Origin of the sequence: Microcoleus sp. Pol17C6 (assembly GCF_036701145.1) — a bacterium.
Lineage (GTDB): Bacteria > Cyanobacteriota > Cyanobacteriia > Cyanobacteriales > Microcoleaceae > Microcoleus.
The window spans coordinates 46,688-62,807 of the sequence record NZ_JAUBQH010000015.1; the positions used below are offsets into that span (position 1 = coordinate 46,688).

At 45.8% G+C, this 16,120-nt stretch carries 17 protein-coding genes and 1 pseudogene; 11 read left to right on the forward strand and 7 right to left on the reverse strand.

Going from position 1 to position 16,120, the window contains the following annotated elements; all coding sequences use genetic code 11:
* Positions 1-33 precede the first annotated feature (33 nt).
* The 4 genes from QUA25_RS10060 to QUA25_RS10075 form a co-directional block, all read right to left on the reverse strand.
* The gene (locus tag QUA25_RS10060) at positions 34-1,053 is read right to left on the reverse strand and encodes an S-layer homology domain-containing protein (protein WP_333037314.1); all 1,020 of its coding nucleotides are present in this window, start codon (positions 1,051-1,053) and stop codon (positions 34-36) included.
* A gap of 182 nt (positions 1,054-1,235) precedes the next feature.
* Positions 1,236-2,117: a hypothetical protein gene (locus QUA25_RS10065; RefSeq protein WP_333037315.1), complete on the reverse strand. Its 882-nt coding sequence runs from the start codon at positions 2,115-2,117 to the stop codon at positions 1,236-1,238.
* A 133-nt stretch (positions 2,118-2,250) separates the two neighbouring features.
* Positions 2,251-2,856, reverse strand: a complete 606-nt coding sequence (locus QUA25_RS10070; protein WP_333037316.1) for a DUF1517 domain-containing protein — start codon at positions 2,854-2,856, stop codon at positions 2,251-2,253.
* A gap of 467 nt (positions 2,857-3,323) precedes the next feature.
* A complete protein-coding gene (locus QUA25_RS10075; protein ID WP_333037317.1) occupies positions 3,324-3,869 on the reverse strand; it encodes a hypothetical protein in 546 nt (181 codons plus the stop codon).
* A gap of 357 nt (positions 3,870-4,226) precedes the next feature.
* Here QUA25_RS10075 and rfbB point away from each other — a divergent pair, with 357 nt between their 5' ends.
* The 4 genes from rfbB (at position 4,227) to hpsJ-A (ending at position 8,098) form a co-directional block, all read left to right on the forward strand.
* A complete protein-coding gene (gene rfbB / locus QUA25_RS10080) occupies positions 4,227-5,333 on the forward strand; it encodes a dTDP-glucose 4,6-dehydratase (RefSeq protein ID WP_333037318.1) in 1,107 nt (368 codons plus the stop codon).
* Between the two features lie 386 nt (positions 5,334-5,719).
* Positions 5,720-6,571: a cyanoexosortase A gene (gene crtA, locus QUA25_RS10085; protein WP_333037319.1), complete on the forward strand. Its 852-nt coding sequence runs from the start codon at positions 5,720-5,722 to the stop codon at positions 6,569-6,571.
* A complete protein-coding gene (locus tag QUA25_RS10090; RefSeq protein ID WP_333037320.1) occupies positions 6,571-7,239 on the forward strand; it encodes a cyanoexosortase A system-associated protein in 669 nt (222 codons plus the stop codon). Before crtA ends, QUA25_RS10090 begins: the two co-directional genes overlap by 1 nt.
* Before the next feature lie 178 nt (positions 7,240-7,417).
* The gene (gene hpsJ-A, locus QUA25_RS10095) at positions 7,418-8,098 is read left to right on the forward strand and encodes an HpsJ-like protein, cyanoexosortase A-associated (RefSeq protein ID WP_333037321.1); all 681 of its coding nucleotides are present in this window, start codon (positions 7,418-7,420) and stop codon (positions 8,096-8,098) included.
* A 404-nt stretch (positions 8,099-8,502) separates the two neighbouring features.
* Here hpsJ-A and QUA25_RS10100 read toward each other — a convergent pair whose 3' ends face one another.
* The 3 genes and pseudogenes from QUA25_RS10100 to QUA25_RS10110 form a co-directional block, all read right to left on the reverse strand.
* The gene (locus tag QUA25_RS10100) at positions 8,503-9,150 is read right to left on the reverse strand and encodes a cofactor assembly of complex C subunit B (RefSeq protein ID WP_333037322.1); all 648 of its coding nucleotides are present in this window, start codon (positions 9,148-9,150) and stop codon (positions 8,503-8,505) included.
* Between the two features lie 90 nt (positions 9,151-9,240).
* A complete protein-coding gene (gene rpaB / locus QUA25_RS10105) occupies positions 9,241-9,972 on the reverse strand; it encodes a response regulator transcription factor RpaB (protein ID WP_071587789.1) in 732 nt (243 codons plus the stop codon).
* Between the two features lie 145 nt (positions 9,973-10,117).
* Positions 10,118-11,358, reverse strand: a pseudogene (locus QUA25_RS10110) (RNA-guided endonuclease InsQ/TnpB family protein).
* 117 nt (positions 11,359-11,475) lie between these two features.
* Here QUA25_RS10110 and radA point away from each other — a divergent pair.
* From radA to QUA25_RS10145, 7 genes are all read left to right on the forward strand, one after another.
* Positions 11,476-13,032, forward strand: a complete 1,557-nt coding sequence (gene radA, locus QUA25_RS10115) for a DNA repair protein RadA (RefSeq protein ID WP_333037323.1) — start codon at positions 11,476-11,478, stop codon at positions 13,030-13,032.
* Between the two features lie 45 nt (positions 13,033-13,077).
* On the forward strand, positions 13,078-13,206 hold the full coding sequence (locus tag QUA25_RS10120; protein WP_333037324.1) for a type II toxin-antitoxin system prevent-host-death family antitoxin: 129 nt from the start codon (positions 13,078-13,080) through the stop codon (positions 13,204-13,206).
* 173 nt (positions 13,207-13,379) lie between these two features.
* Positions 13,380-13,529, forward strand: coding sequence for a DUF2281 domain-containing protein (locus QUA25_RS10125; RefSeq protein WP_333037325.1), 150 nt, complete (start codon positions 13,380-13,382; stop codon positions 13,527-13,529).
* On the forward strand, positions 13,526-13,912 hold the full coding sequence (locus QUA25_RS10130) for a type II toxin-antitoxin system VapC family toxin (protein ID WP_333037326.1): 387 nt from the start codon (positions 13,526-13,528) through the stop codon (positions 13,910-13,912). Before QUA25_RS10125 ends, QUA25_RS10130 begins: the two co-directional genes overlap by 4 nt.
* Positions 13,913-14,485: 573 nt before the next feature.
* Positions 14,486-15,340 carry a TIGR02587 family membrane protein gene (locus QUA25_RS10135; protein ID WP_333037327.1) on the forward strand — a complete coding sequence of 285 codons (855 nt, stop codon included), beginning with the start codon at positions 14,486-14,488 and terminating at the stop codon, positions 15,338-15,340.
* Positions 15,337-15,741, forward strand: coding sequence for a TIGR02588 family protein (locus QUA25_RS10140; protein WP_333037328.1), 405 nt, complete (start codon positions 15,337-15,339; stop codon positions 15,739-15,741). The genes QUA25_RS10135 and QUA25_RS10140 overlap by 4 nt, the downstream gene beginning before the upstream one ends.
* A gap of 205 nt (positions 15,742-15,946) precedes the next feature.
* Entirely contained in the window at positions 15,947-16,096 is a 150-nt protein-coding gene (locus QUA25_RS10145; protein WP_333037329.1) for a hypothetical protein, read from the forward strand.
* Positions 16,097-16,120: the final 24 nt, after the last annotated feature.

Genomic DNA, 16,120 nt, shown 5'->3' on the forward strand with positions numbered 1-16,120 from the left:
GTGGGGCGGGCTAGGAGCAACGCCCCTAAAATATTATTTGGGCAACTTTAAAGGCTTCACAACATACTGTGAAGACTTAGCAGGTACTTTGCCATTTTTGGCCATAGCTTGGTAAATCATGGCTGCGACTTCAGCACGAGTTGCTGTTCTATTAGGCTGCAAAAGTGTGCGCTTCGGGTGGTTAACAACAATGCCAGCTTCGGTGGCTGATGCTACTTTGTTAGCTGCCCATTTCGGTACCTTTGCCCTGTCTGTATAAACTTGTAAAGTTTTGGTTGCTCTTGTTGATGGTTTCAGGCTCAAACCGCTCGCTAAAGCTGCGATTACTTCGACACGCGGAATTTGTTTTTCGGGACGGAACTCATTGTTTGGGTATCCTTTAAGATATCCAGTTGTGACGGTGTGGTCGATCGCAGGAGCTACAGGACTCTTGTCTTTTACGTCTTTAAAATCAATCGGTTTTCGGATCGGTTCTTTGTCGTCGGACATTCGCTGAATTAAGCGCGCTAGTTCGGCTCGCGTCATCGGTTCGTCGGGGCGAAATTTGTTGTCGGTGGACTCAGCAAAAATTTTCCGATCGACTAAAGCGACAATGAACGGACGCGCCCAATATTTGTCTGGAACATCGGAGAATCTAACCGGCCCAACTTTGGGTTTATCGCCTTTCGGTTTGGTAATTGCTGGATCGGGAGTCGATCGCGCAATTGGCTTGGGAGGAACAACGATTACACCCACCGGAGGAGTTTGCGGTAAAACCGGCCCTAAAGGTCCCACAGGTGCGACATCCGGTTCTGAGGGAAGGAGCGTTTTAGCGGGCGATCGCAAATCGGAACTTGGCGATTCGGGTGCTAATATTCCCGGGCTCGCGGGTGTGACAGCAGGTTGAGAAAAAACGGCTGGAAATTGCCAATTTCTGGCATTCAATCGATCGGGATTTTTACCTGTTACCCAAAATAAAATTGCTCCCATCGTGCCGAAGGCAACCAAGATCGCAATCAATTCATCCAATCCTAGAGGATTTCTTTCCCCTGACGGGGGTTGTGAAGAAGACATATTGTCACCTACATACCAATGTAGAAATTAAATCACATATTTTTTGGGTCTGGGGGAAACAGAGAAAACTAAATCAATTATTCCAAAGTTTTCATTCTCCCTACCTGCGGCTGCGTGACATCGGGAGAATATATAAAATCAACTTTTACCGATGTCAGTTGCTGATTTTTGCTATCTTCAAATCAGCGCCTTCTACTCCCGAAAGAGCGAGTCCGACTCGGTGGACGAGAATTCCTGCCACTACCAAAACTCGGCTGCCGCTTGTATTGATTTTGACGTTGCTGCGGCGATCGCCTCAAAGTGCTGCCACCGTAACCCGAACCGGTCGATCGATTGCCATTTGGCCGTGCTGAGGGTCTTACTGGCTGGTTATATGTAGGCGATCGCAAGCGGCCGGTCGTCCTTAAAACTTGACGGTTTCTCACAACTGGAGGCGGAGTTCGGTAGCGAGTTTGATACTGCTGAACTGCTTGGCCGTAAGTATTGCCATACCCGCCATATCCTGTCATAATTCCCGGCTGATAGACTGGTGGCATATAATATTGCGGTCTAAATAACAAACTGCCGATCGCCTGACCGGCTATAGCCCCAGCAAACGGCGCCCAGAAGCCAGATTGCTGCCGCACTACTACGGTTTGTGGCTGACCTGTTTGAGGGTTATTGACAGTTTCAGTAACGTTGTGAACGTACTCAATTTTAAAATCTTCTGTCAAATGCAAAACCGCTTGATTGTTATTCACATTTAGATAACTTTTCTTGCCTGCTGATATTTCTTCATCCGTTAACCGAGCCATTTGCAAATCCGTAGTGCGGTAAACTGGGGGACTGCCGGGGGGAGTATTCAGCAACATCAAACTGTATTCGCCATCCGCATCGTCGTAGGTAGCTTGCTGTACAGGATATTGACCTTGACTTAAGTTATTATTTGGTGCAGGACGCACTGTGTTAATATTCGGATTTCCGGCAGGATTTGTAGAAGTTTGTGTGCGAGGAGAACCGCAGCCTGTTGCCGTCCACAAAAAAGTTAAAGCCATTAAATAAATTGTCAGTTTTCGCAGCATCATAAATAGTAATTGGGAATTGGGCATTGGGCATCGGGCATCGGGCATCGCGCATTGGTAGCAAATAACCCTTCGACTCCGCTCTGGGCACCGCAAATAACTAATAACTAATAACTAATAACTAATTACTCCTTCCTTAAAGGGGAATAAGTTCGGGGAAATTGACCAACACTTGGTCGTTGGTAAGTTCGTCTCCCAACTGTGCGGGAGAAAAGTGAACTTGCACAGCTCGGAGCCTTTCTTGGTAATGTAAATTAATCAGGGCTTTTAAACCGACTTTCAGCGCGCTGATGTCAGCAAGGTCAGTTTCTAGGGCAGGAACTTCGCCTTCATACGCAACTGTCAGCATCACCACCACATTTCTAGTTACCGGCAAAGACAAGGGGGAATTTTTATCGTAAACCGATGTACTGTATTGAGGCTCGCTGAGATAGCGCTCGGCTGAATCCGTGAAAAGTTCATCCACATAATCGCCGGCTTCGCCTTCATTCCAAAAAATATCGCCTTCATTGGCGGCTGCTTGCCAGTAGTTGTCGTACTGCAACAGGTGATTGCAAATTTCTACAAGACCTTCTCCTAAAACTGCTATGTCGCCATCGCCATCAATTGCTTGTCTGGCGGTGCGGTTGAGAACTCCTAACAGCGGTGCAACTTCTTCGCCTGTTAGGTAAACGAACACCCGGCAAACTGCCAGTCGAGTTTTACCTGTAAATTGATTGAATCGATCGCGCCAAGCATTCATAATAACCTATAGTTGTAATCTGTAGGGCTATATTTCCCACCATAGCAGGGGATTTGAACTCTTGCCGTCTACCCTCAGATTGATCTGAAGAGTATTTTTAGCGATCGCCTAGGCAGCGTACTGTCTCGCTTTGACTCATCTAATTTTATAGCAGTTTTCCATCGGATCAAATACAGTTAAATTACAGTAGGAAAACCGCACAGCCTTGTCCTGACTGGGAGCAGCGATTTTTAATAATTGCTATGAGATTGATGATGGTAGCAAGAGTTTTTTTAATTGATATTAATTCAGCGCTCGTTTGCTTAGCCGGAATATGATATTGTGTGCTATCGATTCATCTGTCTATTGTTGGCAGTGCTTCGCGATCGCCATGACAAGAAATTGTAGGGGTAGATAATTTCAACTCAAAAAACCTCCAATCTTGCAAGATTGGAGGTGCGCTAAGCGAATACGTTGGTTTGAGATAACTATTTGACGATCGCGCTTTGGACTTGTTCGATCGCAATTTCAGAACTCAACTCAGCAACTGGCGAAACCGGCAAATCCAGCTCGCCGCCCGGAGCTTCTGGGTGTTCGCGAACGGCTGCAACCCCATCTGCTGACTCAGCTACAGCACCCGCCCCAGCCAAATCGAGCAACGCCGGAACTTCCATCTGTCCAGAAACATCTGCATCTGCGATCGGATCGAGCGACTCTTCAAAAACTTCAAAATTATCGGTCATCGCAGCGCAAGCAGCAGAAGCGCGCTTGCCGGCACGGTAGCTCATGTAGGCCGCTCCGCCACCCAAAACTCCAGCCAAACCTAGGAAACCGAGAGCTGCTGTTTTGTAGGATTTCCAGGGATTCATGCGCTCCGAGCCGCCGGAACCTAGGATCGTTGTCGCAGAACCAGATTTAGCCGCGCCAGATTTGCTGTAGGAACAGGGGAAAGCAGATGCGGCGTCACCTATGGCGATGCTGCTTGCGATCGCGACGACGGAAGCAATGCCAGCTAACACTTGAAACTTCTTCATGGTGCTCTGGAGATTGTAAAGGATAATTAAAAAATTAATGGTAACAGCTCTTTACAAATGTATCAACTCTGTGCGCCGCCCATATCGCGGATCGATCGCAAAAGTCAGCTATAGCGTCACGCCATTCAAATTTAAAATTGCCCGCTTAAATATATGAAATGCTTACTGTGTAAGCGTTTTAACTAACCGATCGGTAGAATTTCAAGTTTTGTGAACCAATACTTTGATCGCGCCCAAATTAGAAAATCGGAGGTGAGACAGTAGAAAATTTAGTTACAGACTGGCAAACAGTTGGTGACAAACTACTTTTAAGGCTACTTTTGTAAAGGCTTAGTTATTGGAATAACTCTTATTTTTATGACAGACAACGCGAATCAAGGCATTGAGCGATTCCCTCGCCGATTGTTGGTGACGGGCGGGGCTGGATTTATCGGCTCGAATTTTGTGCATCACTGGTGCAGCAGCTATCCGGGCGATCGAGTAGTGGTACTGGACGCTTTAACCTACGCCGGAAACCGACAAACCCTGGCAACTTTGGAAGGAGGCGAAAATTTTCGGTTTGTGCAGGGGGATATTTGCGATCGTACCTTAGTCGATACCTTGCTCAAAGAAGAAAACATCACCACAGTCGCGCACTTTGCCGCAGAATCCCACGTTGACAGGTCAATTATCGGGCCTGCCGCCTTTGTTCAAACAAACGTTGTCGGAACCTTCACACTGTTAGAAGCCTTCCGCAAGCATTTAGAAGCAATTGATGAGGCATCTCTCAAAGCACAAATGCGCTTCCTCCACGTTTCTACCGACGAAGTTTACGGCAGTCTCGGCCCCGATGACCCAGCCTTCACAGAAACAACTGCCTACTCGCCCAACAGTCCCTACTCAGCCTCCAAAGCTGGCAGCGACCACCTCGCCCGCGCCTATTTCCACACCTACGGCGTCCCGACAATTATCACCAACTGTTCCAACAATTACGGCCCCTATCACTTCCCAGAAAAGCTCATTCCATTAATGTGCATCAATATGCTATTGGGCAAACCGCTGCCAGTATACGGCGACGGTCAAAACGTGCGAGATTGGCTTTACGTTCTCGACCACTGCCGCGCTTTAGATGCTGTTATTCACCGTGGTCAGCCTGGGGAAACCTACAATGTTGGCGGCAACAACGAGGTCAAAAATCTCGATTTAGTAAAAATGCTGTGTCAGCTAATGGACGAATTAGCTGAGGATTTACCCGCCCGTCCTTGCGAACAATTGATCACATTTGTCAAAGACAGAGCCGGACACGATCGGCGTTATGCTATTGATGCCACCAAAATTAAAACAGAGTTAGGTTGGACTCCCTCAGTAACAGTTGAAGAAGGTTTGCGGCAGACTGTAGAATGGTACTTAGCCCATCGGGATTGGTGGGAACCCCTGCTTTCTGAGGAATATCAAACTTACTACCGGAAAGTCTACTCTAACTAATCTACTCCTGGACGCACGGGCTACCAAAAACCAGAACCAGTAAAAAACTGGTTTTCCCGCTCAAGAGTGCGTCCAGAAAGGTTTATGTCTTGCCTTCAAGCTTTACATTTAAACTCCCGGCGCAGAAACCGGGTTAGAGAAAGGAAAATATTTAGTTGAGTGCGATCGATCACAGTTAAAAAACCTGTTTTCTTTAATCTTTGCGCCTAACTTCAGATTTAATTAGGTGGAGGTAAGTATCACACACATTCGCCCTTGTCAATCATTGTGAAGATTTAGTTAAAAATCATCTGAAACGCATAAATTTAAGTGTTTGTAGCTGATAATTTTAATATAGTTACAAGATTAAGCATTTTAGAAGCTTTTAGGAAAAACAAAAAGCACCAATGACCGAAATAAACTGGCTCAAGCACGTCCAAGAACCTAAATACTGGCTGTTAGGCATCGCCTCCGGTTTGATTGCCATACACCTAACTCTAACTTCCAGAACAAACGACACAGACCTGTTCGGTACAATGTTACTGTTTTGGGGAGTCGTAGCATTTCTCATTTGGGAAAGGCACGAATCCTTAACTTTTGAAAGCGGAGTTTTCGCCAGCTTCTTTGGGACATCGTTAATTGCTTTAATATTGCTCAAAAGTTCCTCGATATCGGGATACGACTTTTTTATCCGAGCAACGCCTTTTTTGTCTGCAATTAGTCTCGCATTGCTGGCTTCCGGCACAAAAGGACTGAAACAATATTGGCAGGAACTTCTAATTCTTGGCTATACAGCTATTCCTCCCGGATTAATCGGAGTATTCGTTGATGTCCCCAAACTAACAGCTAAATTTTCAGCTTTCCTCCTCCACTATCTAGGATTTGAAGTGGTGCAAAAAGGGGTTTTTCTAATCCTGGAAAAGGGCAGCGTGGAAGTGAATCACGGCTGTTCCGGGGTGAATGCGATGCTACAATTGTTAGGACTAGCTCTGGTTTTCTTACTGATGTTTCCTACCACTACGGGTCAGAAAATGGTATTGCCATTCGTGGCAATAATTACTGCATTTGTAGTGAATGCCGCGCGAGTTGGTCTCCTGGCCGTGCTGGTATCGCTATCTCAACCAGAAGCATTTAAATACTGGCACGAAGGAAATGGTTCGGTAATATTTTCTATGATTGCTGTATTTATTTTCGGTTTATTCTGCTGGTTTGCAATTTTGAAAGACCAACCCCCAAATCAGGAAGGACAGAATTGCTAATGGCTATTATCTCTTGGAAACCACTTAGGATTTCCCTGTTGGCTGTTACTTTTGGAGGCGTTTTGTTGGTTGCCGGAAAATTGGTTTTCTATCCATCGGACGGCAAGAATGTGGCAACCCCTTTTGAGTTTCCCGAGTCGGTGCCTCTAGCCGAGTGGAAACTCAACAAGAGCGCGCTTCTGAAAATTAAGGAAAATTCAGAATTCAAAGCTGCCAGGAAATATGAATATCAAAAAAATAGCATGGCTCTAGACATAGAGATGCGCTATGCCGTAAACACCATTGGGGATGTGGAAGGTATGATGAGGGGACATACTATTCTCAAGTCGTATCCTGGTAAACTAGCATTAGTAAACACTCAAGGCGCGGGGTTTCACGGAATTGTGCAACAGCAAAATCGACTGTATTTGAGTTCGTGTATCAATCCTCATGGCAGTCCTACAGTAACTTCCCAACAGTTTAGATATAATCGAAATACTCGCGATTGGCAGCCCAACCGTATTCTGTTTTGGTTGTTGGGTAGGGGAAATATTCAAGACCGGCGCTGTTTGTGGACTCAGATGTCTGTGCCTTTGGATAAAACAACTCCAGAAGATGCCAAAAAAATTCTAGAGAATGCTTGGGTTTCTTGGTATGAGTGGTGGCAGCCGCGATTCCCCGAGCCTTGACTCGATTCAGTCGATTTTAGCTTTTAGCTTTTAGCTTTTATATTTACTCCACAGGTGAATCTGGAAGCTGGAACAAGAGTCTAAAATTTTTGACTCTCCACGACTGTTGTCGGGGGCTTGTATCCGTTCTTGGGCGGCGTCAAGACAGATTTTTCTTAACAACAACTCTGATTATTTTATGAATGACTTACAAGGCGAACAAGGTTTTTCTATCTACAGACTGCGTTGGATTGGCTACGGTCTATTAATTTTGTCTGTATTAGATACAATTGCAGTTCTTATACCAGCAAATTTTGGCAATCGCCTCTGGGAATTGCAAACAATTGGGGCTATAGTGGAACGGGTACCCGTTCCTTTACTGGCAATGGCGCTGATATTTTTTGGTGAAGGGTACGACCGCAGAGGTTTGGAAGACGTTTTTTTGAAGGTTTTGTCTTGGGTTTGTCTGCTGCTAGGTCTGGTTTTTCTGTTGATGCTGCCTTTGGGAATTTTTGGCACTATCTACGTCAATAACCAAAACAACCAGCAAATTACTACTCAAGCAAACCAACAATTAGCTCAGTTGCAGCAGGTGGAAGAACGGCTCAATAAGGGTAGTCCTGAAGATTTAAGGAATTTGGCGGGGGAACTTACTCGTTTGGGGGTACAAGCGGATACGCAAAACCCACAGCAATTGAAAGAGCAAATTCTTTCGAGAATTACTCCGGCTAAGGAACGGTTACAGACGCAAAGTGCTGCGGTTCAGCAAAGTCAGCGTGTGGGGTTATTTAAAAATGCTGTTAAGTGGCTGCTGGGCGCGCTGATTTCTAGTGTTTTGTTTTTTACGCTGTGGCGCGGTACTGACTGGGCTCGCGAGTAGTTTTGAGTTTTGAGTTGCGATTTGTGAGCTAGTAAGGTGCGCCTAGCGCACCCGGAGATTCTTGTTGAGGACTAAGGTGCGCCCTGTACACGCAGCCCGCGTCTTGGTGGTTAAGAAGACCCTCAAACCCTGGAAATTTCGTTGGGGGGAGCGCTGGCTCTTCTTCTTTTCAAAAGATATCGGTAATAAATCTTGTTTATTGCCGATAGCCAACACCGAGAATGAGGCAAATCGGTCGTTAGCGCAGCCCTCGAAGAGGATCGCACCTTGACAGGGCTGGCATTGTGAAATCCACAATCTCAAGTCTCCAGTCTCAAATCCACAGTCCAGAATCTCAAATCCACAATCGACAATCGACAATCGACAATCCACAATCTCAAATCTCAAATCTCAAATCTCAAATCTCAAATCTCAAATCGATTGATGGTATTTTCTAGTTTGTCGGCAATGCCTTCAACCCAGTTTTCATCTTGTTTGGTGTAGCTGCGGGGGGCGTTAGCACCTAAGATTAAAACGCCTTGGCTGCCGATGGGCTGACAGATGACTCCTTGAGTATTTTCTGGCAAATAGTCAAATTCAATTCGCCCGGGATAAATATTGAGATTTACTAAATAAACTGGTTTATTTTTGTCGAGCACTCGCTGCAAAATCGGCCCTGGTTTGACTTCGGAATTGATGCCTAAAATGCCACGCCGCAATAAAACTTTTCCCTGATACACAGCAACGATCGACCTTGTGGCGGTATTTGTCAACAGCAAACGCGACGCCCAGGCTAATTCTATTTTCACGGCCTCCGGCAAATCCGGCGCAAATTCAAAACCTTCTTCGCCGATAAGTTTTACCGAATCGGGCGATCGCGCTTGCACCTGCTGCCACAGCAAACCTGTTAAAATCAGCAGAGCGCTGATAATTACTCCCAAAGCGTCCGATCGAGCTTGAGAATCTGTAATTTGCTCTGTCAGCAAGCGGTTTACCATTAGCAGCGTACCTGCTAATCCTCCTGCAACTAAGGGCAATTGCCGCAAAACTTTATTAGGATCAGATTTAGTCATTAGTCATTAGTCATTAGTCATTAGTCATTGGTAATTGGTAGTTGGTAATTTAACTAATGCCAACTGCCAACTGCCAACTGCCAACTGACTTTATCCTACTTCTCCAATTTCGACAATTCGCTGGAAGAGATAGCCGGTGCCACGGGCGGTGAGAATTAGTTCGGGATTGCTGGGGTCGTCTTCCAACTTTGCCCTCAGCCGCGAGATGTGAACATCCACTACGCGGGTGTCTACGTGGCGTTCTGGCGTGTATCCCCAAACTTCCTGCAAAATTTCCGATCGCGAAAAAGGCTCTCCAGAACGGCTGACAAGCAGTTCTAACAAGCTAAATTCCATGCCCGTGAGCCGAATTCGTTCGTCGCCTTTGTAAACTTGGCGCTTGTTGGTGTCAATCCTAATATTGGTGACGTGGATGACTCCGGAGCTGGGAATCCCCGATGCTCCGTTTTTGTCAACCCTCCGCAGTACCGAACGGATGCGGGCTTCGAGTTCTTTGGGAGAGAAAGGTTTGACGACGTAATCGTCGGCGCCCAATTCTAAACCGGTGATGCGATCGGCTACGTCTCCCAAAGCAGTTAGCATGATGATAGGCACGTCTGACTCTTTACGCAACTCCTGACAGACGCCGTAACCGTCTAGCTTCGGCATCATCACGTCCAAAACCACTAAGTCGGGTTCGGTGTTGCGAAATGTTTCGAGAGCTTCTTCGCCGTCAGCAGCGGTGACGACATCGTAGCCAATCATGGAAAGGCGAGTCTCCAGAATGCGGCGGATACTGGCTTCGTCATCGACTACCAGAATTTTTTCTTTATGGTTTTCCAAGTTACCGAGCACTCCTTAAGTTACATTTCAGATAGTGTTAATTTTTTGTACCCTATCATAGAAGACACCAATTGAATCATGTGTGGGGCTCGGTCTGAAAGCTTGATAATTGCTTTAACTCAAACTTTTCTAAATGTTAGGGTGACTATTTATCATATTGACACTCCCCGGTCTCAAGGCGCAGGGATTCTTGGTTCCGCGTCGTGACTTGCTGAGATAGGTTTGCACCAACCTCAGTAGCGGTCTCAACTCCCCAAACGTTTATTGGACTCGTCCAAAAGTTCCGACGTGCCCCGCCGTACTTAATCCTCGACTCAGGATATTTCTAGCTGCATTGTGGTCTCTATCTAGGACGCATCCACACTGACAAGCATGGGTACGGGTGGATAGAGTCTTTTTCACCACTGTCCCACAGCTAGAGCATTCAAGGCTCGTATAAGCTGGATTTACGGCAATCGTGATTTTCCCAAACACCTTGCCGAAATATTCCAGCCAAATACGGAACTGATACCAAGATGCGTCGTTAATCGATTTTGCAAGGCAGTGATTCTTTGCCATATTTCGCACTCTCAAATCTTCATAGACCACTACATCGTTTGATGTGATTACGCACCGCGCTAACTTGACAGCATGGTCTTTACGTTGCCTACTTATTTTGAGATGCCTCTTACCCAGAACCACCCGTGCTTTGCGACGATTGTTTGAGCCCTTAACCCGCTTTGATAAGCGCTTTTGGGCCTTCTTTAATCTCAATTCACCTGTGCGGAAGAATCGGGGATTGATTGCTGTTTCACCGTTTGAATCGGTATAGAATTCCTTCAAACCCACATCTAACCCTATAGCATTACCCGTTGCGGGGATAGATTCAGAGCGGTCTACGGAAATACTAAACTGAACATAGACACCATCAGCTCTCTTCACCAGTCGAACCCGTTTTACTTGATCTAAGCTATAGAACAGCAGAGTGCGAGTCCCTTTCAGCTTGAGTTTACCTATCCCACATTTATCGGTGAAGGTGATTGATTTTCGGTCTTCTGCCAGTTTCCAGCCAGAGGTTTTGTATTCTACAGAGCGACAATTTTTTTGGAATTTAGGGAAACCTTTTTTCTTGAGAGTCTTTTTCTGGCAATTTTCGTAGAACCGAGTTATTGCAGCCCATGCCCGTTCTGCACTAGCCTGCCTTGCCATAGAATTTAATCTATTTGCAAAGTCAAACTCTTTTGCCAGAACAGCACAGTTCCGAGACATCTCTAACCAAGACTTAGCGTTGCCATCCATCCACAGCCTGAGCGATTTGTTCCGAATAAACTGAGTTATCCTAATCGCCTCGTCTACTGCAACGAACTGAAGCGCTTTGCCGTAGGCTTTGAACTCAAGAACTAGCATGGTATTTCCTCCTATTCTTATAGTAGCATACCTAATATAAGAATGGCTTGAGATGCTACTATGGATTAACAAGTAGCCCTGAAGAGCGGGGCTTTAGACCCATCTTTTTGGTAAACAATGCCTAAGCCTCGAATACAATATATTTGTCGGGAATGCGGGTATGATTCACCACAATATTTTGGCAGGTGTCCTAGCTGTCAGAAGTGGGATTCTTTTGACGAGCAGTTAGAACAACCTACTGCTGCTGTGTCGCGGGCGGGTTTAACAGGGGTGACAACTAAGACAGTGGGCGGTTCGCCCCCTGATAAGTCGAAGGGTCAACCAAGGGTATCTTTCAGATTATCGCAGATTTCCGACCAAACTCAGTCTCGCTGGCCTTCTGGTTACGGGGAGCTCGATCGAGTTTTGGGAGGCGGGATTGTTCCGGGCTCGCTGGTGTTGATTGGGGGGGAACCGGGAATCGGGAAATCGACGCTGCTGTTGCAGGTGGCGAATATGTTGTCCCGCAAGGATCGGATACTGTATGTCAGTGCGGAGGAGTCCGGCCAGCAGGTGAAGTTGCGATCGCAGCGTTTGGGCGTGGCTAATCCGGTTGAATTGTCAAGCAACGGCGGGCATAAATCTGGCAGTAACGGGGAAGCTAAAAAGGATTCGGAGGACAATTCAGCGGAGAATTTCTATTTGCTTCCAGAGACGGATTTAGAAGTTGTTTTGCGGGAGTTGGAAGCGCTGAAACCGAATGTAGCGGTGATTGACAGCATCCAAACTATTTATTTTGCTAGTTTAACATCGGCTCCGGGTTCGGTGGCTCAGGTGCGGGAATGTACATCTGCTTTGATGCAGGTTGCGAAAAGGGAAAATATTACTTTATTTATTGTCGGTCACGTTACGAAAGATGGAGCTTTGGCCGGGCCGAGGGTTTTGGAACATTTGGTAGATACTGTACTGTATTTTGAGGGCGATCGCTTTGCTTCTCATCGACTTTTGCGATCGATGAAAAACCGTTTTGGCGCTACTCATGAAATCGGTGTTTTTGAAATGGTAGCCAACGGTTTGCGAGAAGTAGATAATCCGTCGGAGTTGTTTTTAGGGAATAGAGATGAATTTTCTCCCGGTACTTCGACGACTGTTACTTGCGAAGGAACTCGACCGATTTTAGTGGAAATTCAGGCATTAGTCAGCCCTGCGAGTTTTGGTTCGCCGCGCCGCACTACTACTGGTGTGGATAATGCTAGATTGCAGCAAATTTTAGCTGTTTTAGAGAAAAGGGTGGGGATTCCTTTATCTAAATTAGATGTGATTTTGGCGACGGTGGGCGGGTTGAAGGTGGACGAACCGGCGGCGGATTTGGCAGTTGCGATCGCCGTTGTGGCCAGTTTTCGCGATCGGGTGGTTGATGCGCGCACTGTTTTGCTTGGGGAAGTGGGTTTGGGGGGACAGGTGCGGCCGGTTTCCCAATTAGAGTTGCGGCTGAGGGAGGCGGCGAAATTGGGTTTCAAAAGGGCGATTATTCCTAAGAATCAACCGGTGCCAGATTTGGGGATGGAGATTATTCCGGTGGCGAAGGTAATCGATGCAATAATTGCGGCGATTCCGGCTACTCCCGCTCAGTTGCAGCCTGGTGATTTAGAGTTTCAGCCTGTAGATTTGGAGGAAGAGGATTTATCTAATTGAGTTAGAAAGGTGATGTTGTAGATTGATATTAAGGAGGCACAAGTTATGTATATAGTAGACCTTATTGAGGCTAAAGAAAAACTTCTGGAATTAATCGAAGCGGCGATGAGAGGGGAAGAAGTGGCGATTACTCAAGATAACCAGCCTGTTGTAAAATTGGTAGTAATTCCGTAAGGATTCAGGTCTAAAAACTTGCGGCTCCAACGCTTGTCTGGCAAGGGTTTTAGGGCAAAATAAGGGTTTTTGTCTTTCGTGGTTAATTGTCAATAAACGAGGAGAAGTGACAGTTTTTCGTGGTTTATTGAGAATAGAGATTGATTTAGTATCAAGCTCCATATCTAAAGTCTTTGCCCAGCAAGGAGTTCAGTGACCTGAATCCTTACGTAATTCCCAAACAAGCTAAACCCAATCGGCAAGCAGGAAGTGCCAAAGGAATGGTTTGGATGTCCGATGATTTTGACGAACCGCTAGAAGAGTTTAAGGAGTACATGGAATGAGGTTGTTGTTGGAAACTCATGCCTTTATTTGGTATACAACCGACAGTTCAATACTCACCGCAACAGGGCGATCGCTAATTGACAACGGAGAGAACGATATTCTCCTCAGTACAGCTAGCGTCTGGGAAATGGCGATAAAATATAGTATAGGTAGGCTAACTTTTAGTATGCCTTTTATGAAGTTTATCAAGCAGCAGATCGCAGTTAATAGAATTGATATACTGGAAATAACTTTCGACCACATTGAGGTTGTGGCTTCACTGCCTTTGCATCACCGTGACCCATTTGACAGGCTGATAATTGCACAATCTATGGCAGAACAGATACCCGTTTTGAGCGTTGATGCTATTTTTGATGCTTATGCGATCGCGCGGGTGTGGTGAATTAAGTTAGTTTAAAAATAAAGAGGCGAAGATGAAACAATTTAGAATCATCATTGAAAAACATTCCGATGGTTATGTAGCCTATCCCTTGATATCAAAGGTGTCGTAGTTTGTGAAGGTGACACCCATGAATAAGGCTTAGCTGATGTAAAGTCAGCTATTCGCTGCTACATCGAAGTATTTGGCAAAGAAACAATGCAAAACGAATCACCTGCGATCGAGACTTTTTTAGTAGAAGCAGAGGTTGCTATTTAAGGTCAAAGTTTCCTGTCGATGCTTCTAAAAGACGAGTCATCAGAACATTTCAGTTGTGAGGTTTTCGGATTATTAGATAACGCGAAGATATTGTCAGGGTGCGATAGAATTAGGATGGCACGGAGACTCCGTTAGTAATGCCTAACCACGAGCAAATAAAATCAGGGAAACTGAGATCAATTTGTACTAAGGTGGGAATTGCTAGAGAAAAATTTTTAATAGCTTATGCACAAAGTTGAGTGCATAAGCTATCTACGATAAAACTTGAAAAATGTCCAATTAGAGATTGCCTTTTTTGAGGCGCGTTTTCAATCAAACATGAAAAGATCAAAAAGACGTAAAAATCAGTGGTCAAATGAACTAAACGACATAATTCGAGGTGCATCAGGCGGCTTTTTGTTTGGTACTCCCCTGCTTTATACGATGGAGGTTTGGTGGATCGGTTCGTATACTAAACCAGCGGAAATGTCGATCGCGATCGCAACTACTTTTATCGTCGTTTTCTTGCTGACTCGCACTGAAGGTTTTCGCAAAACTAAGGACATCCGCTGGCTAGATGCTGCAATCGATACCGTAGAAGCGATCGCCATCGGCATTGTCTGCGCCGCTTTTGTCCTGTTTTTGCTCAGGGAAATTACTCCGGAGACTCCGCTGCAAGAAACTTTGGGGAAAATCATATTTGAAGGCCTGCCGTTTGCCTTGGGAGTTGCTCTAGCAAGCGGTTTCTTGAGTGGCGATCGCTATCAAAGCTCAGACAGCGAAAAGGAACCTACCATCAATCCAACTGTAGCAGATATCGGCGCTACTTTAATCGGCGCGATGATCATTGCTTTCAACATCGCCCCAACTGACGAAATTCCCATGCTAGCCGCAGGTATTTCGCCGCCTTGGCAATTAGCAATTATCGCCGCCTCGCTGCTAATTTCCTACGGTATTGTATTTGTAGCAGGCTTTACTTATCAAGCAAAACGGCAGCAGCAGCAAGGGATTTTTCAGCGTCCCCTCAGCGAAACTGTCATGGCGTATCTAGTGTCGCTGGCGGCTTCTGCATTTATGATGTTTTTCTTCCAAAAACTCAGTTTTGACGACCCGTGGTCGATTTGGTTGAGCTATACGTTAGTATTGGGATTGCCGGCGACAATTGGCGGCGCAGCGGGGAGGTTGGCGGTATGAGTGAAAATAATAAAGAACAGCAACAAAAAAGAACTCCTGCTGAATGGGCGACATTTGCGATCGCCTGCTCTATCCTTTTTACCCTCACCGGGCTCGTACTTTACAACTGGGTGACTAAAAAGCAGGAACCTCCGATTATTTCTGTCACTCGGAACACGCCTATTCGCGAAACTCAAGGGCAATTTTACGTACCGTTTACAGTGACAAACACGGGCGGCGAAACAGCCGAATCAGTGCAAATTTTTGCCGAACTGCGCGTCAACGGCGAAGTCTTGGAATCCGGCGACCAACAAATTGATTTTTTGTCAAGCGGCGAAACTCAAGAAGGAGCTTTTATCTTCAGCCGCGATCCGCGTCAAGGTGAGTTGATTGTGCGATCGAGCAGTTATCAACTACCTTAGTTGTGGTAAAAAAGTAATGATAGATTGTAGTTACGTACAAAATACCCGATGGCACAACTAGGATTTTATAGATATTAAGAAAAAGACCAGATTTTTCCGGTAGTACCCTAGAAGTAATGATGCTAGATTAGCAGTAGTTATTGCTAATCTATAGCTTACAAAGCCTCTTTGTCCTAACTGTTCTTATTGCCAGACTGTCAAAAAGGTGGCATTCACAACAGTAAACAAGGGTTTAAGTGTGTTAAGTGCGATCGGCAATCAGGGCGATTTCATTCTCAGGGAAATCATTGTTTTGACTCTGGTCGTGCCAAGAATGCCGATCCGACCCATCCACGATTTGTTAGGTATTTGGTGAAATTGGGGCAGTCACGGGGGGCAG